The following is a 23,560-nucleotide window of genomic DNA, read 5'->3' as shown; positions in this document are numbered from 1 at the left end:
GTCGGCTGGACGCGCTGAGCGTCACGCCGTCGCCGCTATCCTTCAGACCTCGCGCATGCCGCAAACTTTCCAGTTACTGCTGCTCATACCACGAGTAAGTCGCAAGCGTTTTGATCGGCGGCGTGCCGATCTGCAATGTGACGTCGCGCAACGAAGTCAACTCGATGTTGCGCAGGTCGCCCATGTAACGGCGCGAATCGCCGTTGTCGTTGATATACGCCACCACATTTCCGCTGATGCCCGCGACGTTCGTGCTGGAGAGCGGCTGGCCCCAGATGTCGAAGAATTGACCCAACGTAAACGTCTTGAGGTTCGGCGTTTCGATATGGATGATGCCGGTCTGGTCGTGCGTGTGCATTTCATAGTTGCACTGGGAGAGAATGCCCACGTTCGCCGGCAGAGCGAGCCATTGGCCGTCCTTGATGATCGCGAGATGCGCATGCACGTGGTACAACTCGCTCATCCCGGCGGCACAGATCAAACCGTCGACCGTCGCACCGGTCCCGCCCGACGCCGTATTGCCGTTCGGCCAGTACGAGGTGCCCACCACGCCCAGATAGGCGAGTGTGATCGGATTCGGATCGAAGGGCGGCGGATCGGTCCACGTGTAGGTCGGAATCTGAGTCAACGGCGTGCCGGTCATGATGGTGACTTCGCCATGCGGCGGAAGCACGAGACTCGCGGGATCGCCCTTGTATTGCGAAAGCGAGCCGCCATCGTTCACATAGATCGTAACGGGTGACCCGCTCAGGCCCGCGACGTTCGACGCACCGAGCGTTTCGCCCCATATCGCAAAGAACTGGCCGAGCGTGTACGACGCGCCGGTGGTCGTATCCATGCGGATTTTGCCGCTTGCGTCGACGGTATGCAGCGGATACGCGCAACCTGTCTGCGCCGTCATGGTCGGCCCGACCGTGCCGATGTTGGCGGGCACCGTGAGCAGGCGGCCGTTCTGATAGATCGACAAATGTGTATAGGTATAGGCATTGCTGCGCAACCCGCAGTTCAGCCCGCCAACAGGCTGGCCGAGTCCGCCCGACGACGTGGAGCCCGTGGGCCAGTTTGCATCGCCAAGCGTCGTGCCGTCGATCACAGGCGTAGCGGCGGCCAGCGTCGGTGTGGTCGCGCTCGTGCCCGATGCGCCGGATGCCGGTGCGGCGGCTCCCGAGTTCGTGGCGCCCCCACCGCCTCCGCCGCCGCAGCCCGCGACGATCAGTAAAACACCAATAGCGACAAACCGTGAGCCCAGCCGTTCCAACATCGCGTACTCCATGCGGTGATTGAAGATGAATACGTAGAAGCAGATTTCGCGCAGACCTCGCGGAGTCGCTTCGCTGCGTAGACGGGCTGCAAAGGAATGCCGCGCCGAAGCCGGCGCATGCGCGCGAGCCCGCACGAAATCGGCAGGTTCAGGGTAGCAGATGCGGTTCAGAAACGAACTCAATGAATCACAACGTTTTGCGACTATTTCTGTCGCATTTAGGGGTGTCGGACGAGCGTCGATGCGATTTAATGGAAATGCATTTATGGTTCAGCGGCACTTCTTCGAGTGCTTTATAGGCGCAGTAGTCAATGGCGCATTGAGTCGTTCGCCAAGGTCGGAGAAAGGGGTGCATGCATCCGTTAACGGGGCATATCGTGCCGATACAAGTAAAATGCCGCAGTCGCCGCATCCTGCCGGCGTGGAACTCTTCCGTCAGCGATGCATGTCGATCTCCTCACCCTTTACCTGCTTTTAATCGGAACGCTTTTCGCCAGTTCCGGAATGACGCTTTGGGAACACCAAAGCCATCCCCGGCGAAGCCGGGAGCTGAGAGTGCTGGCAGCGGGATATGCGACGCTCGCAACCGGTTGCGCGGCGGCCGTGTTTCGTCACAATCTGCCCAGCCCGTGGGGCTCCGCGCTGAGCAATCTGGTTATTCTGACCGGCTACCTGCTGGTCCTGCACGGTGTCGCGTTGTTGAGCGGCCGGCGCTACCCGGCCGGTTCGCTCGGGCTGCTCCTTCTCATGGCGCTGACATGGGCAGTGGGCGGTGCGCGGTGGGAGAGCACCGTGTGGGCGTACGTGAGCGCGATCCCAATCGCGGTGGCGAGCGGCATGACGTCCCGCGAGTTCCTTCGAAGCGACGACTTCAAAGCCTTCCAGTCACGGCGTATCGCGGTGGCGGTGACGGCTATCCACGCGCTTTTCTATGCCTTTCGGGCTCTCGTTCTGCCCTGGCTCGTGACGCGGTACGGAACTGGCCTGCTGCCCACCATCGGCGCAATAACGATGTACGAGGGCGTCCTGTATTCGGTCATTCTGCCGATGACCGTGCTGAAGATGATCCGCGAGGAAACGCATGGCGAACTCTTGCACGAATCGCAAACCGACTACCTGACCCGTCTCGGCAATCGTAGATGGTTCTTCGAGGAAGGGGCGCGCGTCATCGGTGAGGGGCATAAAAGCGGGCCCATGTCGCTGCTTGCTCTCGACCTCGACCACTTCAAGAAGCTCAACGATCGCTACGGTCACAAGACCGGCGACGAAGTGCTCAAGTCGTTCGCGGAAGTTGCCCGCAGCGTGGTCGGGCACGAGGCGGTGCTTGCCAGAATCGGCGGAGAAGAGTTCGCTGTGCTGTTGCCGCGCCATGACGAACGCCACGCGCAAGGGGTGGGCGAGGCTATTGTCGAGCGGTTTGCACAGACTGTCTCGCACAGCGTGGACAGTGTAGACATTCGGGCGACCGTCAGCATCGGCCTTGCGCATTCCAGCGACGCGGGGCGGTCGCTTGCCGAACTGCTAGCCGCAGCCGACGAGGCGCTCTACCGCGCCAAATCGCTGGGCGGAAACCGGCTCGAATCGGCACACAATGCCGCGCGCCTGAGAGTGGTTAGATAGCAATTGCGCTGTCGCTGCCGGCGGCATTCGGGAAACCCGTGCCGCCGCGCTGCTCCACCGGCGCCCAATCAGCCTGCCGCCTTCGACCGGCTGAGCCATTCTTCGAGCCCGATGCGGCCGAGGCGCGCCTCGCCTAATGGCACGAGCGAAAGCTCCTCGACCCGGCCCCCAAAGTAGAGCGCCTCCGGATCGCGCACCACTTCGCGCGGATCTCCGATCGCCTTCAGGTAGCGCGCGATGATCTCGTCGAACGGGGCTCGTTGCGGACCCGCGATCTCGACAATGCCGTTGCGCGGCGCAGCAAGCGCGACATCGGCAACGATGGCCGCGACGTCGTCGGATGCAATCGGCTGGAAGAGTCCGGGCGAAAGCCTGACCGTGTTGCCCTCGGCGCCCGACGCGGCAATGCCGCCCAGAAACTCCAGGAACTGCGTCGAGCGAATGATGGTGTATGGAATGCCCGAGGCCTCGATCAGCTTCTCCTGCGCGACCTTGGCACGGAAATAGCCGTTCTCCGGCGTCCTGTCGGTTCCCACGATAGACAGCGCGACATGATGGCCGACACCGGCAGCGGCCTCCGCTGCGTGAACGTTGCGGCCGGAAGTCTCGAAGAATTCGAGCACCGCGCTGTCTTCGAACGACGGCGAATTGGCCAGGTCGACGACCACTTGCGCGCCCGCTAGCGCCTCCTGAAGCCCTTCGCCGGTCAGAGTGTTGATACCGCTTCTGGGCGACGCAGCGAGCACGTCGTGACCGGCGCCGCGCAGAATCGCGACGGTCTTCGAGCCGATCAGGCCGGTGCCGCCGATAACAACGATCTTCATGATCGAGACCCCTGGGTAGTTAGCGGCAAGACGCCGCATAAGCTCATGGTAGGCGGGCGCCGGGCACCGCGCTAGGCACGTGCGGGCACACGCGGTGTTGTCCTTGCCGCACCAATCGCGATCCGGCGCTGCTGCGTTTCTCTGACGAACTCGCAGTTCACTCGACAGTCGCTAAAGCCGGCGCCGCCTCGACCGTCGTCCCGCATTGTGGATTCATTGCCCGCGTTTGCTCGGTCATATAGTCGACGAACACACGGATGCGGGCCGGAAGGTGCTGGCGGCTCAGGTAGCAGATGTAGTGACCTTCGTCGTCGGGGGCATGCTGCGCGAGGCAACTCAGCAACTGCCGCTCGCCGAGCAGGTCACGCACCTGATAAGCCGGCAATTGTGCGATGCCGAGACCGTCGAGCACCGCCTGCAGGATCAGGTCCGGGTCGTTGAACGTGTGCTGCGCGGCGGGCTGATGCCGCTGGGGTCGGCCGTCCACCTTGAACTGCCAGTCCTTGACGCGGCCGGAGGCGCTGCGCAGGTTGATGCAGCGATGATCGGCAAGCTCGTCGACGTGGCGCGGCAGACCGTGCAGGCGCGCATAGGCGGGCGATGCGCAGACGATCATCTGCATCGCAATGAGCTGCCGCGCGACGATCCCGCTGTCTTCCATGCGCCCGTCGCGAAACGAGACGTCGACGCGGTCGGCGGTGAAGTCGGCGGGGCGGTCGTTCAGCAGCAATTCGAGCGTGATGCCGGGATAGCGCGAGTGAAAGCCTCGCAATAGCGGCGCGACGATCTTGCGGCCGAAGCCCGACGTCGACGCGATGCGCAAATGCCCGCGCGGCGGCCCGCTGCGCAGATCGCGCATGCCGTCGAGCGCCGCCACGATGCGCTCGATGCCAGGCTGGCAGCTCTCGTAGAAGAGTTCGCCCTCGCGTGTGAGCGACGTGCTGCGGGTAGTGCGCAGGAACAGGCGCACTTCGAGTTGCGCCTCGAGCTTCTGCACATTGCGGCTAACCGAGGAGCGGCCGATGCCGAGGCGATCGCCCGCGCGGGCGAAGCTGCCTTCATTGGCGACGGCCAGGAATGAAACGACGCCGGCATAGGTGGTCGCGAAGCTGCTCGCGAACGGGTCCTGGCTGGCGGTCACAGGGCGAGGTGAGCGGTAGTCTGACATGCGGGCGCGACTCGTGAAGTCTAAAACCGGCTAGACGTATCAGTCCCGCCGTTTGTGACATTGCCCGCGGTTTTGCCGCGCCGGCGCCAGTGCCGGCGCCGCGCGTCGCATATGGATTCAACCGTTCGAATAAGCTGCGGCAATGCGCGCGAGCTTCTCGGGATTGCGCTGCACGAGTATGCGGACAATACGCTCATTATCCGTTTCGACCGATTGTGCCGATTCGAGCTTGCCTTCGATAAAACGCAGCAGCGCCCACTGACCGTTGAGCACCACGAGCCTGACGCTGAGTTCGCTGCCATAGCGCCGCGACGACGCGTAGAACAGTTGCGCGATTCTCCGGCCGCCGAGCATCGGCTGGGGCGCGCTCGGCACTTTGCCGCCGCCGTCGCCGATCAGCATGGCGTCTTCGGCGAGCAACGCGTTGATCGCGGGGAAGTCGCCGCGCTCGACGGCCTGCGCGAACATCCGCAGAAGACGATGATGCGTCTCCTGCGGCACGGCATTACGGGCACGCGCGTCGCGAAGTTGGCCTTTGGCGCGGCTCACGAGCTGGCGGCAGGCCGCCTCGGTCTTGCCGATCGCGCGGGCAACTTCGTCGTAATCGGCATCGAAAACTTCGCGTAACAGGAAGGCCGCGCGCGCTTCGGGCGTCAGCCGTTCCAGCAGCATCAGGAACGCGACGGAAACGTCGTCGCTGCGTTCGACCGCCTCCTCGGGTGTGGCGGGCGAGCCGGTCATTTGCGGTTCGGGCAACCAGATGCCCGTATAGTGCTCGCGCTGCGTTTTGGCGGCACGCAAACGGTCGATGGACACGCGGGTCGTGACCGCGACGAGCCATGCTTCCGCGTTGTCGATATTTTCGCGGGCGGCCGCATGCCAGCGCAGCCAGACGTCTTGCACGATATCTTCGGCTTCCGCTAGCGAGCCGAGCATCCGATAAGCGATTTTCTGCAAGCGCGGGCGCAGGCCGTTGAAGGCACAGGCGTCGTCGTCCATGGGCAAGTTTCCTGTTGCGTTGATACACGCCTCGCTCGAAGAGCGGGCCAGCAACCGCATATTGCCATGGACGATCTGTCTTGCGAGTGACAGGCTCAAACGCCGGCGCGGCTCCAGGAGAACCCCGGCAGGATCGGGACGCCAGCGCGTGAGTGATGCGGCAGTCGCGCTCACGCGCCGCGTCGCGAGCAGATTCAGCCGAGCGCCACCACGGCGATTTCCACCAGCAATTCCGGCGCGGCAAGCTGTGCTTGCACTGTCGCGCGCGTGGGCGCGCAGCCTTGCGGGACCCACGCGTCCCATACCTCGTTCATGCCGCCGAAGTCGCGCGCAATATCCGCGAGCCATACCTGGGCGGAAACGAGTCTCGTCTTGTCGATGCCGGCCTTCTCCAGGAAGCCGTCGATCTTCTCCAGCACCTTCGCGGTCTGCACTTTCACGTCCGGCGTCTGATCGGCGGAAGTCTGGCCGCCGATGAATACGAGGCCGCCCGCCTTGACGACGCGGCTCATACGTTGATTGGTTTCGATGCGAACGATATCGGTCATGACAATGTCTCTAGTTGAGGTCGAACGAAGCCGCCGCGCGCGTTCATCGAAGGCGCGACGGAGCAAAAAAACAACCGCTTATTGCGTAACGAGATGCGCGGCGCTCGCAGAGGAAGACAGCGCGCGCTCGAACCGGTCGATCCGGAACGCATCCAGCGAAATGGACGGCGTGCCGTCGAGCATCAGTTCGGACACGAGCTTGCCGCAACCGGGTCCGAGCTGAAAGCCGCTGCCGCAATAGCCGAACGAGTAATACAGATTCGACGCCTTGCGGCTCGCGGAGATCACCGGCAGTTCGTCTTCGGTGAAGGCCTCGACGCCGGCCCACGCACGGTTCACGCCGAGATTGCGCAGATGAGGAAACAGGTCGGTCACCGTCCGTGCGCTGCGCACGAGCCGCACGAAATCGACTTCGCCGTGACGGCTCGCCAGATCGGCGAGACCGATCAGCTTTCCGCCGATCACCACGGTACCGTTGTCGAACTGCTTGAAGGACAGCGGCCGGCCGGTTGCGCCGAGCGTGGCGCGACAGAACGGCGCGACACGATGCGTGACCATCAGCATCAGACCTTCCGGGTGCACTGGCACGGGCTCGCCCACCTGCTTCGCCAGCTCGCCCGACCACGCACCCGCGGTGACGAGCAGCTTCTCCGCGCTGAAGGTGCCGCGCGGCGTGATGGCGAACCAGCGCGTGCCGCGTTGTTCGATGCGGTGCACGGCCGTGCCTTCCAGAAAGCGGGCGCCGAGGCACTGGGCCGCGAGGCGGAACGCCGTCGTTGTTAGAAACGGCAGGGCATAGCCGTCGCGCTCGACCCAGATTCCGCCCGTGACGTGCCGCGCGAGCGCGGGTTCGAGTTCGAGCACGGTGTCGCGGTCGATCACTTTCTCGTGCGTGAATCCATGCGATTCGAGCAGCGCGACGCGCTCGCGGCATGCTTGCAGTTCGTCATCGGTCTCGGCGATCTTCAACTGACCTGAAGGCACGAAGCCGCCATCTTCGCCGAGCAGATCGGTCATGCCGTGCCAGATTTCGCGCGACATCAGCGCGAGCGGAATTTCGGGCAACGGGCGGCCCAGCGTGCGCACGCCGCCCGCGTTGACGCCCGACGAATGACGCGCGACGTAATCGGCTTCGAGCACGATCACCTTCGCGCCGCGGCGCGCGAGATGAAGCGCGCTGCTCGTGCCATGCAAGCCGCCGCCGACCACGAGCACATCGGCTTCCTGGATGACGGTCGTGTCATTCACCGGCCAGTTCTCCGAGCGTGAGCGGCTTGATCGGCGGACGGATGCGGTAGTAGCCGACTTCGGCGGGCGAGACGCGGCGCGCATCGGCGATCACCTCTGTCACCGTCAGACCGCACATGCGCCCCTGGCACGGACCCATGCCGCAGCGTCCGAACGACTTTGCCTGATTCGGCCCGACGCAACCCAACGCGACGAACTTGCGCAACTCGCCCGCGGTGACTTCCTCGCAGCGGCATACGATCGTCTCGTCGCGCGGAATGCGGTTGATGTCGCGAGGGCGGTACAGGCTGTCGAGAAACGGCCGGATACGCATGACGCCCGCGAGTTCGCGGCGATGCTCGACGGCTTGCGCGTCGCGTGCGGCGGCGGTGATCGCGCCGAGTTGCGCGGCTGCCGCGAGGCCGGCGAGCGCGCCCTGCAAGGCCGCCGCCTGGGCGCCGCCGATGCCCGCGCCGTCGCCGGCCACGAAAATGCCGGGCACGTCCAGCTCGCCCCACGCGTCGACTTTCGGGGTGAAGCAGAGTTGCTCGTTGTCCCAGCGGTGCGACGCTCGCAGCGCCTGCGTGAATTGCGTGTTCGGCACCACGCCCTGATGCAGGAGAATCACATCGGCTTCGAGACGATGCGCGCTGCCCTGCGTCGTGAAGTGAAGCGCGGCGGCGCGCTCCACCTGATCGGTGCCGACGCGCGCTTCCACGCGCAAGTCGTCGGCCGCCTCGAAAATGGGCACGCCCGCGTTGCGCAGCGTGCGGATCAGTTGCAGGCCTTTGCTCAGGAACGGCCACGCACGCAGCGCCGCAAGCATGTGACGCTTCGCGCGCCAGCGGTCTTCATGGCGCGTGGTATCGACGAGCGCGCGGATCGGCACGCCGGCGCGGACGTATTGCCAACCGAGCAGATACAGGAGCGGTCCGCAGCCCGCCAGTACCGGCGGTGCGGCAGGCACTTCGCCCGCGCTCTTCAGCAGGATCTGCGCAGCGCCTGCCGTCAGCACACCGGGCAGCGTCCAGCCGGGAATCGGAAACGGCCGCTCGAGCGCGCCGCTCGCGAGGATCACGCGCTGTGCGTCGAAGCTGCCGATATTGCCGTCTTTCAGATAATTGACGCCGCGCTCGCGCGTGACTTGCCACACGGTTGCATTGGTCAGGTGGCGTGCGCCGGAGGCAGCGAACGCATCGGCGATCGCCGCGCCCGCCGCGTAGTCGGGTCCGAGGATCTCCTTGCGGCGCGCATCGGCGCGGCCGATGCCGCGATAGATCTGGCCGCCCACGGCGTCCTGTTCGTCGATCAGCACGGTCTTCAGCCCGGCGCGCGCCGTGCGCGTGGCCGCGCTCATGCCTGCGGGACCGGCGCCGACCACGACGACGTCGACGGCTTCGGAAACGAAATCAGCGGCCATGGGCGTTCTCCATAGGGGCATCGGTCAGGTGCGCGGGCGGCAGATCGCGCGCGCCTTCCTGCGAGCGGATTCGCATGCCCGCCTTGACCTCGACCATGCAGGCCTGGCGGCTCGGCACGCCGTCGATCTCGACGAGGCATTCGAAGCACGCGCCCATCATGCAGAAAGGCCCGCGCGGTGCGCCTGAAACCGGCGTCGCGCGAAACCGCGAGACGCCCGCGGCAAGCAGCGCTGCCGCAACGGAGCGGCCATCCGGCACGGTCAGCGGCTGATCGTTGAACCAGATTGCGACCTGGGTGGCGGCCGCACCTTGCGCGCCGGGCAGCGGCCTGAAAAGGGCGTGAGTCGGCGGCGTATGAGTCGATTGAGTAGTCATGTCGAATTCAATGTGCAGGAGTCAGTTCTCTTGCGTGCTCGAAGCGCCGCGCGGAGAAGGTGGGCAGTTCGTCGGGCATCGGCGCGCCGACGATCCACGGCGCGACTCGCAACGCATGCGCGGCCGCCAGCGTCACGCCGCTATGGCAAGTGACGACGAACGCGCCGGGGTGAGCCTCGGACTGGTCGTAGATCGGAAAGCCGTCGGGACTGTAGACGCGCAACGCGGCCCACATGCGCACAAGCCGCACGTGTTGCAGCATCGGGAATGCACGCACGCCACGCCGGGCGATGTCGGCAAGCACATGCGTAGTCGTGAAATCGTCGAAGCCGACTTCTTCCATCGAATCGCCGAACTGCAGACTGCCCTCGTCGGTCTGGCGCACGTTGAGCGTCGGATAGTGGAGAAACGGCGCAACGCGCTCGCTCACCAGCACCTGGCCGCGATTGGGCGCGACCGGCGCGTCGAGCCCGACGAACGGCGCGAGCGCGCGATTGCCGAGTCCCGCGGCAAGCACGATCTTTGCCGCGCGATAGGTCCCGCGTTTCCCATGCACGACGAAGCCGCGCGCTTGCGGTTCGATGCGCTGCGCCCGCTCGCTCGACACGAGGTGCACACCGCGAGCCTGCATCGCGGTATGCAGCGCGCGCAGCAGCTTGAGCGGGTTCACGTGGCCGTCCATCGGCGTGTAACTCGCGCCGATTACCGCGGGCCCGATTTGCGGAATGCGCGCGCGAACTTCGGCGGCATCGAGCATCTGATACGGGTAATCGCCCAGTTCGGCTTGCAGGGTAGAGAGGCGCTTGTCGCGTTCGGCGAGTTCGTCGTCGTTGAAGCAGAAGTGGAAGCCGCCCGGCTGCTTCAACGCCACGTCTATGCCGCTCTCCTGCAGCAGCGCCTGCGCGAGTTGCGGCCAGCGCGTGGCCGAGCTGCGCGACCAGCGTGCGTAGGGAGACAGGCCATAGCCCTTGCCCTGAATCCAGACGAGGCCGAAATTGCCGCGTGACGCGCGAAAGCCGCCGTCGTCCTCGTCGAGCACGGTTACGCGCGCGCCTTCGCGGGCGAGTCCATAGGCCACGGCCGAACCCACGAGGCCGCCGCCTACGACTACCACGTCCGCGAGCATATCGGGACTCGCGGCGGTGCTTGTCAATGTCATTGCGCTTCTCCGATCAGAATGCGGTCGAGTCCGACCATGCGGTCGAGCAGGACCATCAGCAGGACCGTGCCCACGATCAGCACCGCCGACACCGAAGCGACGAGCGGATCGATCGTCTGCGCGATCTGGTTGTACATGGCGACGGGCAGCGTGGTCGTGCCGGGTGTTGCGACGAAGATGGTCATCGTCAGTTCGTCGAAGCTCTGGATGAAGGAGAGCACCCAGCCGCCCGCTACGCCGGTGCGGATCATCGGCAGGACCACGCGGCGAAACGCGGTGAAGCGGCTCGCGCCGCAGGAGAGCGCGGCGCGTTGCGCATCGCGGTCGAGCCCGACTGCCGACGACAACGCGAGACGCAGCGCATACGGCAGCACGATGACCACATGCGCGCACACCAGCGACCAGAACGAGCCCGACAGATGCAGCAGCGACAGGAAGCGCAGAAACGCGATGCCGAGCACGACGGCGGGAATCATCATCGGCGAGAGAAAGAAGCTCGTGAGCGCGGCGCGGCCCGGAAAGCGATAGCGCGCAATGGCGAGCGCGGCAGGCACCGCGAGCAGCACGCCGATGGTCGCTGCCGCGAACGCAAGCCGCACCGACAGCCAGAAGGCCGAGACAACGTCGCCGTTTTCGATGATCGCGCGAAACCAGCGCAGCGACGCGCCATCGAAAGGCATCGAGATAAAGCCCTTGTCGGTAAAAGCGACGAGCATCACCACTACGAGGGGCGCAAGGATGAAGCTCAGGAAAAACGCGTTGTAGACGAGCCCGAGAATGCCGTTCTGTTTCATGATCGCTGTCCTTCGCTCAATCGAAGATGTGCCGGAAACGGCGTTCGGCGAGTCGGCTGCAGCCCATCACGATTGCCACGTTGGCGATCAGCAGCAGCACGGCGATGCTCGCGCCGAGCGGCCAGTTGAGCGTGCCGAGGAATTCGTCGTAGGCGGCGGTGGCGACCACCTTCAGGCGCCGTCCGCCGATCAGCGCGGGCGTAGCGAAAGCGGATGCCGACAGCGCGAACACGATGATCGAGCCCGACAGCACGCCCGGCATGATCTGCGGCAGCACCACGCGGCGAAACACTGCGAACGGCGAGCCGCCGAGCGAGCGGCCGGCCCATTCCACTTGCGGATCAAGCTTCTGCATGGTCGCCCAGACCGACATCACCATGAAGGGCACCAGCACGTGGGTGAGCGCGATGATCATGCCCGTCATCGTGAACACCAGACGGATGGGCTCGTTGGTCACATGCAGCGACTGGAGCACATTGTTGAGCACACCGTTGTTACCGAGCAGAATCTGCCAGCCGAGCGTACGCACCACCACCGAAATAAGCAAAGGCCCCAGTACCACCAGCAGACACAGCGACTGCCACGGACGCTTCATCCGCGCGAGCACGATGGTCTCGGGCACGCCGAGCACGATGGACAGCAGCGTGACGGCGAAGGCCAGACCTGCTGTGCGCAGGAAGATCGTGCCGTAATACGGGTCGCTGACTACCGCCCAGTAGTTCGTGAGCGTATAGGCAGCCGTGACGCCGGCCGTATCGCTGAACACGCGGAACGACAGCATCAGCGTGAGCAGCAGCGGCACCAGTAAGAGACCGATAAAGAGCAGCAGCGCCGGCCCCGACAGCAACCACGGCGTGGCGCCGGGGCGGTCGTCGTCAAGCGTGGCCATGAGCGCCCTCCGGACTGTCTTGCGTCAGCACGCGCAGGTCGTCGTCGGTCCATGCGAGGCCGACTTCATGGCCTTCCTCGGGCGGCGGCGCACCGTGGTTCGGCTGCGCGACGCGTAGCTTGCCGAGTTCGGTGTCTACCTCGAGCAGCCATTGATTGCCGACGAACACACGCGTCACGATGCGCCCGCGCAGCCGGGCATCGCCGTTGGCAAGGTGCACTTTTTCCGGCCGGATATAGACATGCACTGCGCCGTCCACATGGCGGCCTTCGTGCGGAACGTGCAGCGTCGTGCCCGCGACGGCGACCTCCGCGCAACGCTGATTGCGGCGCAACACTTCGCCGGCCATCGCGTTGGTACGACCGAGAAACGTCGATGCGAACGGCGTGGCGGGGCGCTCGTAGGCGTCGTAGGGCGTGCTCAATTGCGCAATGACGCCGCGATGCATGACGGCGATGCGGTCGCTCATGGTCATCGCCTCGACCTGGTCGTGCGTGACCAGGATCGTCGTGATGCCGAGGCGCTTCTGGATTGCGCGCAGTTCGATGTGCATCTCTTCGCGCAGCTTGGCGTCGAGGTTGGACATCGGCTCGTCGAGCAGCAGCAGTTCGGGTTCCATCGCAATGGCGCGTGCAATCGCCACGCGCTGCCGCTGGCCGCCCGACAGTTCCTTCGGATAGCGATGCCCGAGGCCCTTGAGGCGCACAAGAGACAGCGCGTCGGCAACACGCTCCTCGCGCTCCTTGCGCCTGACCTTGCGCATCTCCAGCCCGAAGCCGACGTTGCCCGCCACCGTCATGTGCGGAAACAGTGCGTAGCTCTGGAACACGACGCCGATGCCGCGCTTCTCGGGACGCTCGTTCGTGATGTCGCGGCCATCGAGCAGAATGCGGCCGGTGGTCGGCGAGACGAAACCGGCGACCATCTGCAGCGTGGTGGTCTTGCCGCAGCCGGACGGGCCGAGCAGCGCAAGCAGCTCGCCGCGTTCGACGTCCAGATCGATGTGCTCGATCGCGGTGAAATCGCCGTAGCGTTTCGAAATGCCTTGCAGAGTCAGGAAGGCCATGCGCCTCGCTCCTTCATCAGATCGCGCGCCGCGCGAGGGACTTGCCGGTGCCGCGGATCAGCGCTCGACCGAACGGTTCCAGCGCTCCGTCCATTCGGTGCGATGCTGGTTGATCGTCGCCCAGTCCATCGCGGTCAGCTTCGAGATCTGATCGGGACCGTAGGGCACGCGGGCAGCGATTTCAGGCGTCAGCTTTACCGTCTTGTTGACCGGACCGAGACCGATGCCTTGCGCCTGCAACGTCTGCACCTCCGGAGTCAGCAGGTATTGCACGAACTGCTGCGAGAGCTGCGGCTGCGCGTTTTCCGCGACCACGCACGCGGCCACCTGCAACGCGACCGCGCCTTCCTTCGGGTAGATGAACTTCAGCGGAAAGCCGGTGTTCTGAAGTGCCACCGCGCGGCCGCTGCCATACGGCGCGAGGATCACGTCGCCGGATTGCATGTGGCCGTCCATCTCGCCGGGCGTCGGCGCCCAGGACAGCACGTTCGGTGCGACCTGTTTCGTCATTGCGGTAAAACCCGGATCGATGTTTTTCTCGCCGCCGCCGGACAGACGCGCGAGCATCACGAGCGTGTGCAGGCCGTACGTGTTGGTGATCGGCGGCACGCCGAGCTTGCCCTTGATGCGGCTGTCCGTAAGCGACTTCCACGAATCGGGCGGCGGCAGGCCGGCCTTTTTGAACGCTTCCTCGTTGTAGCCAATGCCGGTTGCGACCATGCCGACGCCTATCGCAGTGGGGCCGAGCCTCGCGAGCGGGTAGACGTCCTGCATCACGGGCGCGTCGTCGAGTTTTGCGCACAGGTTCAGTTGCATCGCCTGATACATGGGGCCGTCGTCCATTACCGCGACGTTGATCTGCTGGTGGCCTTTCTGCGCCTGGAGCTTGGCGAGCGTATCGCTTGAATTTCCCGCGACGTAGACGATCTTGACGTTATGCGCCTTTTCGAACGGCGGAATGATTTTTTGCCGGTAGACCTGCTCGTTTGAACCGCCTACGTTGGCGACATAGAGCGTGGTCTCGGCTTGCGCGAGAAGCGGCGCGGCGAGGCTCAAGGCGAATGAAACGGCCGCGATTGCGGTGTGGGACGGGGCGGACAGACGGCGATGCAACGCTCTTTTCATGACGACGATCTCCAGTTCCGATGTGTGGGGGCGGGCTTCGCTGCCCGTCGGTGAAAAGCAGTGTCGCGCCGGCTGGTCATGTCGTCCAATACGAATAAAATACCTATCTATGCATGGATGATATGGATCAGAAGGCATTAGCCTGGGGAAAACACGCATGAATCTCAAGCACATCGAGGCGTTTCGCGCGGTCATGGTGTCGGGGTCGATGACCGCCGCCGCCAAGGCTCTCTTCACGTCGCAGCCGAATGTGAGCCGCCTCATCGCACAACTGGAGCGCGATACCGGCTTGCAACTTTTTCAGCGCAGCGGCGTGCGCCTGATTCCGACGAGCGAGGGCGAGGCGTTCTTTCGCGAGGTCGACCGCGCTTTCGTCGGATTGCAAGGTTTGGCGAATGCGGCCGCGCAGATTCGCAACCTCGGCAGCGGGCGTTTGCGTATCGCGGCCATGCCTTCGGCGGGCATGACGCTGGTGCCGCATGCGATCAAACGCTTCGTCGAGCTGTTTCCGGATGTGACCGTGTCGCTTCATGTGAACACGTCGGCCACGGTCAATCATTGGACCGCTTCGCAGTTTTGCGACCTGGGCGTGGCAGTGTACGTGAGCGAGGCATCCGATTGCGAGGTCGAGCAGCTATCGGACGTGGCCGCCGTTTGCGTGATGCCCGCTGCGCATCGGCTCGCGGCGAAACGCAGCATCAAGCCCGAGGACCTTGAGGGCGAGTCGTTCATTTCGCTGTGTCACGGTGACGGCACGCGCGCGTTGATGGACGAAGTGTTCCTGCGCGCGGGCGTGCAGCGCGTGCTGGCAATCGAGGCGCAATACACGGCAATGTGCTGCGAGATGGTTCGTCACGGCATGGGCGTGACGCTCGCGCATCCAATCGTCGCGCGCGACTATGCCGGGCCGGATATCGCGATCCGCCCGTTCGTGCCGGCTACGCGCTTTCAGACCTATCTGCTGTTTCCGCCGCACAGGCCGCGGGAGCGGCTCGCGTCGGCGTTCGTGGAAGTCTTGCGTGGACTGCATGACGAACTGCTCGCGGAGGTTGTTCCGCAGGCGCGCAGCGGCGCGGCCCGCGGGCGGGCGAAGCAGCGAGTGGGGGCTTGATGAGATTCCCTTCAGGCGCGCGGTTCAACCGTTCGCCACGCTGACAAGCTTCTGACTCCCTTCGCCGGTCCAGCGCTTGACCGTGCCCGCGTCGATATCGAACAGATCGAGAACACGTCCAAGCGTGTGATCGATCATGGACTGCAAGTTCTCGGGCCGCGCGTAGAACGCCGGCACCGGCGGATAGATGATCGCGCCCGTTTCCGTCGCGGCCGTCATATTGCGCAGATGCCCGAGATGCAGCGGCGTTTCACGCACCATCAGCACCACCCGCTTGCGCTCCTTCAGCATCACATCCGCGGCGCGCGACAGCAACGAACCCGTATTGCCGGTCGCGATCTCCGCGAGCGTCTTCATCGAACATGGTGCGACGATCATGCCGTCGACGCGAAACGACCCGCTCGAAATCGCGGCTCCAATATCGGCGTTCGGATAGTGCTCATGGGCGAGCGCCTGCACGTCGGCCGTGCGCAGATCCGTTTCGTACGCGAGCGTCATCTGGGCCGAGCGGCTCATAACCAGATGCGATTCCACATCGAGCGCGCGCAGCATTTCCAGCAGCCTGACGCCATAGACGACGCCTGAAGCGCCGCTGATTCCCACCACGATACGTTTGGGCCGGTCCATGTTCATCGTCTCCCGTTGATCCGCAGTGCGGCATGTTCGTGTGTCTGCGCGCTCAGGTTGCATGACATGCGCTGCGTCCTTCAAACGAAATCTGTTCATGCATGGCATGAGGTCTTTTCATTGCCCGCAGATGAAATCCGTTCATGACGTACATGAGAAATCAGCGTTTGCGAGGGGAGGGCGTTCTGCCTCAGTCTGCGCTCACCGTCGTTTCCCTTGGTCATTCACCGGACAGCCATGAAAAATCCCCCTTCTTTCCAGACACATTTGCAGGCCTTGGATGAAAAAGGCCTCGTCGTGCACGTGCATCGCGAAATCAACAAGGACACCGAACTCCATCCGCTCGTGCGCTGGCAGTTGCGCGGCGGCATTCCAGAATCGGATAGAAAGGCGTTCGTGTTTCACAACGTGGTCGACAGCAAGGGGCGCCGATATGAACTGCCGGTGGTAGTCGGCGCGTTGTCGATCAACCGCGAGGTGTACTCGATCGGCATGGGCGTGCCTGTCGACCAGATCGGCAAGAAGTGGCAGCAGGCCAAGGGTAATCCGATCGCACCCGTGGTGGTGCGGGAAGCGCCGTGCCAGGAAGTGTGCTTCATCGGCGACGATCTCGACGTGGACGGTCAAGGCCTCGAACATCTGCCGATTCCGATTTCGACGCCGGGCTTCGATAACGCGCCGTACACGACGTGCTCGCAGTACATCTCCGTCGATCCGGAAAACGGCGTTCAGAACATGGGCACGTATCGCGGACAGATCAAGGGCAAGCGCCGCGTCGGCTGCAATCCGTCGATCGAAATGGGGCAGGGCATCTATCAGCATTGGCTCAAGTACAAGGCGATGGGCAAGCCAATGCCCGCCGCCCTCGTCATTGGCGGCCATCCGGCAGTGTCGTTCTGTTCGGTGCAGAAACTGCCTATCGACGTGGATGAACTCGGCGTCGCGGGCGCGATTCTGGGCGAACCGCTGCGCGTGGTGAAGTGCAAGACCAACGATCTGCTCGTGCCGGCCGACGCCGAGATCGTGATCGAAGGCTTCGTGCCGACGGATACGCTCGAACCGGAAGGCCCGTTCGGCGAATCGCACGGTCACGTGAATTTGCAGGAATTCAATCCGTACATGAACGTCACCGCGATCACGCGGCGCAAGAACGCGCATCTCGTGTCGATCATCAGCCAGGTTACGCCAAGCGAAAGCTCGCTCGTCAAGAAGGTCGCCTTTGAGCCGCTGTTTCTCGACCATCTGAAGAATTCGCTGCGTATTGCAAGCGTCGAAAAGGTCGTGATGCACGAGCCGCTGACCAATCTGCGCAAGCTCGTAATCGTCGTGTTCAGCGAGAAGGCAACCGAGACCGAAATCTGGCGTGCGCTGATGGGCGCGGCGTCGCTGCAGCCGGCCGTCGGCAAGCTCGTCGTTGCGGTGAGCAACGACATCAACCCGGAGAACAGCGACGCGATCTTCTGGTCGATGAGCTACCGGATGAACGCGATCAAGGACGTGCAGATCCTGCACGGCCGCGACACCGGACACGGTCCGCGCACCTCGGGCGCGCAGCGCGGTGACGACGCGGTCGACGGCGTGATCCTGATGAACGCGACACGCAAGGAGAAGCTGCCGCCGCTGTCGCTTCCGACTCGCGAGTACATGGAAAACGCGAAGGCGATCTGGGAAGAACTCGGCCTGCCCGCGCTGCGTCCCGAATGGCCGTGGTTCGGCGTGTCGATGGGCGACTGGGACGAGCGCAACGAAGCGATGGCGCAGCGCGCCGTGAAGGGCGAGTACTTCGAGACCGGCGAGGAACAGACGCGTCAACGCGTCGGACCCGAGTGGATCAACAAGGACTCGGACTGGTTCTTCGCCGAAAAGAAGGACATGTAAAGCGCCTCACCTTGCGGCCTTTCCCGAAGCAGTAAGGGAGCCTCTCGCGCGGCTGCGCGTGGTCTGCGGTCCTTGACCCGCAGGTCGCCGCACGTCGCTTCGAGCGGGACGCTCCTGTACCCGCGGTGGACGACGCAGGAAGCGTCACGTCCTGCACGTCCCGCCATATCAATAGAACGACATCGATGGAGGAGATATGCACGAAAAAGGAGGAGTAGTCCCCGCTTTACGCGCAGGCAATTTGACACGCTCGCTGGCGGCATTCACGCTGCTGGGACTTTCGAGCGGCGCAGCGCATGCGCAGAGCAGCGTCACGCTATACGGGTCGCTCGACGGCGGCTTGCGCAATCTCGTGAACGGAACGAAGGCGGGCGGCGCGGCCCTTTCCATGGCGTCGAACGGCGTCTACAACTCGAACCGTTGGGGCTTCGAAGGCAAGGAAGACCTGGGCGGCGGCTACTATGCGCGCTTCAATCTGGAAGCGGGCTTCGTACTCTCGACCGGTGCGAACAACAACACGAACAATCAGATCTTCCAGCGCACGTCGACTGTTGGAGTCGGCGGCCCGTTCGGGCAGATCGACGTTGGCCGCCAGTTCACGTTGCAGCATTTCCTGATCAAGGACTTCGAGCCGTTCGACTTCCACTATCTCGGCATTACCGAGTCGACCGCGGTGTCGGGCGGCAACACCGGACGCGACGACAATGACATCAACTATCGCGGCATTTTCGGACCGTGGGTCGTCCGCGGCGAGTACGCGCTGGGCGGCGTGCCGGGCAGCGCCGCACACGGCTCGACGCTGGCCGGCGGCCTGAACTATCGCAGCCAGACAATCAAACTCGGCGCGGGCTACACACATAAGTCGAATCCGCTCACGGCGACTTCGAGCGAATACTTCGGCAATGACCAGTACACGGCGGGCGGCGCGGTGACAGTAGGACCTGTCGACGTCATGGCCGGCTATTCGCTCAATTTGCAGGACACGCCGGCCTCGGCGCGCAGCATGACGCGCAATCAGTATCTATGGGGCGGCGTGCGTTATCAGGCCACGCCGTTTTTCAGCGTGACTGCCGCGTACTACGACAATAAGAACAAAACGGGCGGCGTCGACGGCAGGAAAGACGTGGCGATTCTCGGCATCGACTATCTGCTCTCGAAGCGCACCGAGCTGTATGCGGATATCGACTACACGCATTTCACCGGCGTCTATGTCACCAATGCAACGTTGAATGCGTCGGGCCACCAGAAGCAGACGGGCATCTCATTCGGCATGAATCACTGGTTCTAGCAGTGCTTTCCCTTCTGATCGACGTACAAAAAAGCCGGTTGGAACCTCGCAGGTTCCAACCGGCTTCTTCTTGCGCGCAAAGCAATCAGTGATCGTCGAGCGATCCTTGCGCATTGAAGTGCGCGCGAATGGTCTTGGTGTAATGCAAAAACGCGGGCGTTGCCATCACTTCCAATGAGCGCGGACGCGGCAGTTCGATGTCGTAGATCGCGGCGATCGAACCCGGCCGCTCCGACATCACCAGTACGCGATCTGATAAAAATACCGCTTCGGGAATGCTGTGCGTGATGAGCAGAACCGTTTTCTTCGACTCCAGCCAGATGCGCTGTAGCTCCATGTTCATGCTTTCGCGCGTCATTGCGTCGAGCGCGCCGAACGGTTCGTCCATCAACAGAACGGACGGCTCATGCAGCAGCGCGCGGCAGATCGAGACGCGCTGTTGCATGCCGCCGGAAAGCTGCCACGGATACTTTTCCTCGAAGCCCTTGAGTCCCGCCATGTCGATCAGTTGCATCGCCTTCTCGCGTGCTTCGCGCTTGGGCATGCGGCGCATCTCGGCCTGCAACAGGATGTTGCGTAGCACGTTGCGCCAGGCAAGTAGCACGGCGCTCTGGAACACGATGCCCACGTTCTTTTGCGGCCCGCGAATAGGCTGACCCGACAAGGTCATGGTTCCCGATGAAATGGGTTCGAGTCCGGCGACCATCTTCAGCAAGGTGCTTTTTCCGCACCCGGACGGCCCCACGATCGAGACGAACTCCTGCTCGCGGATCTCGAAGTCGAGCGGCTTCAACGCTTCCATCATGCCTTGCGCGCTGCGATAGCTCTTGGTCACGCCGCGCAGTTCGATCAGCGGTTTAGCGGGCACGGGCGCGGAAAAAGATCGGTGATGCTTGTCGTCGAGCTTCAGTACGGTGGTCATGGCGAGGCCGGTTTCAGGTGAACGGGAGGGAACGACGCGGCGGCTCTATCGCCGCTCATGCGGCTTGTGCAGCTCGTGCGGCTCATGGAACGAACGCGCCGGTGTAATACTTCGCGGGCGCGTTCGCCGCCGGATCGAGCTTGCTGTACTGGACGATTGCAGCCACGGAGTCGTCGATATTCTTCGGGCTGACATGGAAGATCGGCGCATTTTCTGTATCGGGCGTTCTATAGAACGGAATCGTCGCCTTCAGCGTGCGGATCATCGTGTCGCGCGAACCGGCGGCAGGCAGTGTCTTGAGCAGCGCATCCACCGCTGCAGCGGGGTCTTTCTCGCTATCGTTCACGGACTTCGCGGTCGCGCGCATGAAGCGCTTGAGCAGCTCGGCGTGGTCCTTGATCATGTCGTCGCGGGCGATGATGCTGAGCGTCGCCACGTTCACGTTGTAGTCGGCGAACAGAATGGCGCGCGCGGGCTTTTTCGTGGCCTGCTCGACAGAGATGAGCGGAATCGTCGCAAAGCCGACGAGCAGATCGGCCTGACCGGTGATAACCGCGTTGATGGTGGTCTGCGGATTGCCCGTGATGGTTTTGAAGTCGGAGTCCTTCAGGCCGACCTTGTTCATAAACATCGTCCATAACTGCGACGAGGCGTCGCCGGGTGCAACCGCTACCGTTTTACCCTTGATGTCCTGCGGTGTTTTGATGTTCTTCTCCGCAAGGCCCACCACGGAAGTCGGATTCTCCTGCATGAGAACGCCGATCGCTTTGACGGGCGCGCCCATTGCCGCGACCTTGACCATCGTGCTGAAGTCCGCATAGCCAATGTCGACGTTATGCGTCGCCACCGCCTGCACTGTCGGCCCCGAGCCGTGTCCCTCCATCAGCTTGAGATCGATGCCCTCGGCGTCGTAGTAGCCCTTCACCTTGCCGAGATAGAACGGCGCGACCGCGCCGTTGACCGTGTAGTTCAACATCAACGTCAGCGAATCTTTTGCTTGTGCGACGTTGCTTGCGCAACAGACTGCGGCAAAGCTCAGCGTAGTTGCCATGCGCGTCAGCTTTCCTGATTTCATAGTGTCTCCTTCCTGTGCCCGATGAAATGGGTACTGCATGCTTGCTAATGTGGATGGTTAAGCGCACGCGGCGCATGCATTACGTGCGTCCGAGCAGCCGTGAGCGGTGCGACGCATGCCACGGAATGGCGATGCGCTCCAGCATGTCGATCGCGACGAACAGCAGCGCGCCGATTACCGACAGCACGACCAGCGCTGAAAAAATCAGAGGCTGATCGAAGCTGCCGTTTGCTCGTTGCAGCACGAAGCCGAGCCCCGAGTTGGCGCCGACGAATTCGCCGACCACCGCGCCGACCACCGCGAGCGTGATAGACACCTTCATGCTTGCGAAGATCGAGGGCAGCGCGTGCGGCAAGCTGATCTTGAAGAAGGTCTTGACGGGCGAACTGCCCATCGACTTCGCCAGGTCGATCAGATCTTTTTCGACCGATTTGAAACCCATCACCGTCGAGACCACGACCGGAAAGAAGCCGAGCAGGAAGGCAACCAGCATGCGCGGGAATAAGCCAAAACCGAACCAGACGACGAAGAGCGGCGCAATCGCCACCTTCGGAATGCTCTGTGAAAACACGACGAGCGGGTACAGGTAGCTCTCGATCAACGGTGACGCCGCGACCAGCATCGCGATCGGCACGCCGATCAATACGGACAGCGCAAAACCGCCGAGTGTGGCGTACAGCGTCGGCAGCGACTCTTCCAGCAGCATCGACCATTGGGCTGCGATCTGATGCAGGATCGATTCCGGCGTCGGCACCAGATACGGTGGAATCTTGAAGATGCGTATCACGAGGTCCCACGCGAGCAGCATGACCACGATCAGCAGGAGCGGACGCACCCACTGCGAGTTCAGGAGTTTCCTTGCGAAGTTCACGGCATTCGACCTTGTGGTTGAGAAGCTGGAAAAAGACCGCGCAACTGCGGGATCGGCGAGGGGCCCGAGCGCTGCGGCAGCGCCGTGCAACCGGGAAGGCGCCAGTCCTATGAGGCGGATTGCGGAATCGCGCGGACATGCGCCGGCACACTCTGGCAGCAAGATTGACGGCGAGCCAGGCGCCGGGCAAACGCTAATTGTTCATGCCGCATATGAGAGAAATTCATCTGCTGGCGCGTGAGCGGCGCGAAGCCCGCATCGTCGCAAATGTCATGGCACGCTCGTTCGCAGCCGATGAATTGTTTTCATGCTTTACATGAAAGATCGTCGTTTGCCGCGTCTGTGGGCAACCCGCAATATCCGGCAGCGGGCTCGATGACCCGAACTCGAACCCACCCGACAGCCAGTGGAGTACGCAATGAATCAACCGACCAATCCCGATGTTGTGTCGTCGCACGTTGCCGTGCGGGACGGCACGCGAATCGGCTACAACCTCTACGGCGCGAAAGAAAACACGGTGCGCGTGGTGCTCGTGCATTCCCTCGCAATGGACCGTCACTTCTGGACGCCGGTGGTCGAGCGGCTGCTGCCGCGCGCATCGGTGCTGACAATCGATGCGCGTGGTCACGGCGCGTCGGACAAGCCGGCGGGTCCATACACCGTGGCGCTTTTTGCACAGGACGTGTACGACGTACTGCGCGCGACGGATTTTCGCAACGTGCTGATAGCGGGCGCGTCGATGGGCGGCTGCGTCGCGCTGCAGTTCGCGGCCACCTATCCGGACGCGATTGCCGCAGGCCTGATCGACACGACCGCGTGGTACGGCGAAAGCGCGCCGCAAGACTGGGACGAGCGCGCCGAAAAGGCCGAGACCGGCGGCCTCGCGCCGCTGGTCAGTTTCCAGACGACGCGCTGGTTCAGCGACGCGTTTCGCGCGGAGCACCCAGATGTGGTCCAGCGCTGCGTCGATACGTTCTTGCGCAATGACGTTGCTGCGTTCGCGGCAACGGGCCGCATGCTCGGTTCGTTCGACGGCCGCGCGTTGATGGCGGCAGTCAAGGTGCCGACCTGTGTGATCGTGGGCGAAGAGGACTATGCGGCGACGCCCGCGATGGCACGTGCGCTCCATGCGGGCATTGCCGGTTCGACGCTGACGGAAATCCCGAAAGCGCGGCACCTCACGCCGCTGGAGACGCCGGATATCGTCGCTCGCGAACTTCACGCGCTGCTCGATCGCGCAGGCTGTGCCCGCTAGATCGATAGACAAACGCGCAGAGACATGCAGACACACGCGCAACAAGGAGTGGTTTAG

Annotated in this window: 22 protein-coding genes; 5 read left to right on the top strand and 17 right to left on the bottom strand. The window is 63.5% G+C overall.

The window, feature by feature from the left end; translation table 11 throughout:
- Nucleotides 1-73: 73 nt before the first annotated feature.
- The gene (locus JMY24_RS15925) at nucleotides 74-1,261 is read right to left on the bottom strand and encodes a hypothetical protein (RefSeq protein WP_201702388.1); all 1,188 of its coding nucleotides are present in this window, start codon (nucleotides 1,259-1,261) and stop codon (nucleotides 74-76) included.
- 441 nt (nucleotides 1,262-1,702) lie between these two features.
- Here JMY24_RS15925 and JMY24_RS15920 point away from each other — a divergent pair, with 441 nt between their 5' ends.
- Complete coding sequence (locus JMY24_RS15920; RefSeq protein WP_128594991.1) at nucleotides 1,703-2,881, top strand: GGDEF domain-containing protein; 1,179 nt, start codon at nucleotides 1,703-1,705, stop codon at nucleotides 2,879-2,881.
- A gap of 68 nt (nucleotides 2,882-2,949) precedes the next feature.
- Here JMY24_RS15920 and JMY24_RS15915 read toward each other — a convergent pair whose 3' ends face one another.
- The 12 genes from JMY24_RS15915 to JMY24_RS15860 form a co-directional block, all read right to left on the bottom strand.
- Nucleotides 2,950-3,705 carry an SDR family oxidoreductase gene (locus JMY24_RS15915; protein ID WP_128594992.1) on the bottom strand — a complete coding sequence of 252 codons (756 nt, stop codon included), beginning with the start codon at nucleotides 3,703-3,705 and terminating at the stop codon, nucleotides 2,950-2,952.
- 157 nt (nucleotides 3,706-3,862) lie between these two features.
- Nucleotides 3,863-4,873 (bottom strand): LysR family transcriptional regulator, encoded by a 1,011-nt coding sequence (locus JMY24_RS15910; RefSeq protein WP_201702386.1) that lies wholly within the window; start codon nucleotides 4,871-4,873, stop codon nucleotides 3,863-3,865.
- A 117-nt stretch (nucleotides 4,874-4,990) separates the two neighbouring features.
- Nucleotides 4,991-5,872: an RNA polymerase sigma-70 factor gene (locus JMY24_RS15905; RefSeq protein ID WP_128594993.1), complete on the bottom strand. Its 882-nt coding sequence runs from the start codon at nucleotides 5,870-5,872 to the stop codon at nucleotides 4,991-4,993.
- A gap of 194 nt (nucleotides 5,873-6,066) precedes the next feature.
- Complete coding sequence (locus JMY24_RS15900; protein WP_128594994.1) at nucleotides 6,067-6,420, bottom strand: RidA family protein; 354 nt, start codon at nucleotides 6,418-6,420, stop codon at nucleotides 6,067-6,069.
- A 78-nt stretch (nucleotides 6,421-6,498) separates the two neighbouring features.
- Nucleotides 6,499-7,668, bottom strand: a complete 1,170-nt coding sequence (locus tag JMY24_RS15895; RefSeq protein WP_128594995.1) for an NAD(P)/FAD-dependent oxidoreductase — start codon at nucleotides 7,666-7,668, stop codon at nucleotides 6,499-6,501.
- On the bottom strand, nucleotides 7,661-9,067 hold the full coding sequence (locus tag JMY24_RS15890; protein ID WP_201702385.1) for an FAD/NAD(P)-dependent oxidoreductase: 1,407 nt from the start codon (nucleotides 9,065-9,067) through the stop codon (nucleotides 7,661-7,663). Before JMY24_RS15890 ends, JMY24_RS15895 begins: the two co-directional genes overlap by 8 nt.
- Nucleotides 9,057-9,443 (bottom strand): (2Fe-2S)-binding protein, encoded by a 387-nt coding sequence (locus JMY24_RS15885; RefSeq protein WP_128594996.1) that lies wholly within the window; start codon nucleotides 9,441-9,443, stop codon nucleotides 9,057-9,059. The genes JMY24_RS15890 and JMY24_RS15885 overlap by 11 nt, the downstream gene beginning before the upstream one ends.
- Nucleotides 9,444-9,450: 7 nt before the next feature.
- Entirely contained in the window at nucleotides 9,451-10,602 is a 1,152-nt protein-coding gene (locus tag JMY24_RS15880; protein ID WP_201702384.1) for an NAD(P)/FAD-dependent oxidoreductase, read from the bottom strand.
- Nucleotides 10,599-11,396: an ABC transporter permease gene (locus JMY24_RS15875; RefSeq protein ID WP_128594997.1), complete on the bottom strand. Its 798-nt coding sequence runs from the start codon at nucleotides 11,394-11,396 to the stop codon at nucleotides 10,599-10,601. Before JMY24_RS15875 ends, JMY24_RS15880 begins: the two co-directional genes overlap by 4 nt.
- Before the next feature lie 16 nt (nucleotides 11,397-11,412).
- The gene (locus JMY24_RS15870) at nucleotides 11,413-12,285 is read right to left on the bottom strand and encodes an ABC transporter permease (protein ID WP_128594998.1); all 873 of its coding nucleotides are present in this window, start codon (nucleotides 12,283-12,285) and stop codon (nucleotides 11,413-11,415) included.
- Nucleotides 12,272-13,351 (bottom strand): ABC transporter ATP-binding protein, encoded by a 1,080-nt coding sequence (locus JMY24_RS15865; protein ID WP_128594999.1) that lies wholly within the window; start codon nucleotides 13,349-13,351, stop codon nucleotides 12,272-12,274. The genes JMY24_RS15870 and JMY24_RS15865 overlap by 14 nt, the downstream gene beginning before the upstream one ends.
- Before the next feature lie 57 nt (nucleotides 13,352-13,408).
- Nucleotides 13,409-14,476, bottom strand: coding sequence for an ABC transporter substrate-binding protein (locus JMY24_RS15860; RefSeq protein ID WP_201702383.1), 1,068 nt, complete (start codon nucleotides 14,474-14,476; stop codon nucleotides 13,409-13,411).
- A 157-nt stretch (nucleotides 14,477-14,633) separates the two neighbouring features.
- Between JMY24_RS15860 and JMY24_RS15855 the strand changes: the two genes are divergently transcribed.
- Nucleotides 14,634-15,587 carry a LysR substrate-binding domain-containing protein gene (locus tag JMY24_RS15855; RefSeq protein WP_128595000.1) on the top strand — a complete coding sequence of 318 codons (954 nt, stop codon included), beginning with the start codon at nucleotides 14,634-14,636 and terminating at the stop codon, nucleotides 15,585-15,587.
- Nucleotides 15,588-15,611: 24 nt separating this feature from the next.
- Here the strand turns inward: JMY24_RS15855 and JMY24_RS15850 are convergent, their stop codons facing one another.
- Complete coding sequence (locus JMY24_RS15850; protein WP_128595001.1) at nucleotides 15,612-16,214, bottom strand: UbiX family flavin prenyltransferase; 603 nt, start codon at nucleotides 16,212-16,214, stop codon at nucleotides 15,612-15,614.
- 237 nt (nucleotides 16,215-16,451) lie between these two features.
- On the opposite strand from JMY24_RS15850, the gene JMY24_RS15845 reads away from it, so the two are divergent.
- Entirely contained in the window at nucleotides 16,452-18,092 is a 1,641-nt protein-coding gene (locus JMY24_RS15845) for a UbiD family decarboxylase (protein ID WP_128595002.1), read from the top strand.
- Nucleotides 18,093-18,288: 196 nt separating this feature from the next.
- Entirely contained in the window at nucleotides 18,289-19,380 is a 1,092-nt protein-coding gene (locus JMY24_RS15840; RefSeq protein WP_128595003.1) for a porin, read from the top strand.
- An 85-nt stretch (nucleotides 19,381-19,465) separates the two neighbouring features.
- Here the strand turns inward: JMY24_RS15840 and JMY24_RS15835 are convergent, their stop codons facing one another.
- The 3 genes from JMY24_RS15835 to JMY24_RS15825 form a co-directional block, all read right to left on the bottom strand.
- Entirely contained in the window at nucleotides 19,466-20,302 is an 837-nt protein-coding gene (locus JMY24_RS15835) for an ABC transporter ATP-binding protein (RefSeq protein WP_128595004.1), read from the bottom strand.
- An 82-nt stretch (nucleotides 20,303-20,384) separates the two neighbouring features.
- Nucleotides 20,385-21,377, bottom strand: coding sequence for an ABC transporter substrate-binding protein (locus tag JMY24_RS15830; RefSeq protein WP_128595005.1), 993 nt, complete (start codon nucleotides 21,375-21,377; stop codon nucleotides 20,385-20,387).
- Between the two features lie 79 nt (nucleotides 21,378-21,456).
- Nucleotides 21,457-22,248, bottom strand: coding sequence for an ABC transporter permease (locus JMY24_RS15825; protein WP_201702382.1), 792 nt, complete (start codon nucleotides 22,246-22,248; stop codon nucleotides 21,457-21,459).
- Nucleotides 22,249-22,666: 418 nt separating this feature from the next.
- Between JMY24_RS15825 and JMY24_RS15820 the strand changes: the two genes are divergently transcribed.
- Nucleotides 22,667-23,503, top strand: a complete 837-nt coding sequence (locus JMY24_RS15820) for an alpha/beta fold hydrolase (protein ID WP_128595006.1) — start codon at nucleotides 22,667-22,669, stop codon at nucleotides 23,501-23,503.
- Nucleotides 23,504-23,560: the final 57 nt, after the last annotated feature.

It is taken from the genome of Paraburkholderia kirstenboschensis (genome assembly GCF_904848585.1).
In the GTDB taxonomy this organism is placed as follows: domain Bacteria; phylum Pseudomonadota; class Gammaproteobacteria; order Burkholderiales; family Burkholderiaceae; genus Paraburkholderia; species Paraburkholderia kirstenboschensis.
Note: the sequence above shows the minus strand (reverse complement) of the source record. Positions and strands in the feature narration are given on the sequence as shown.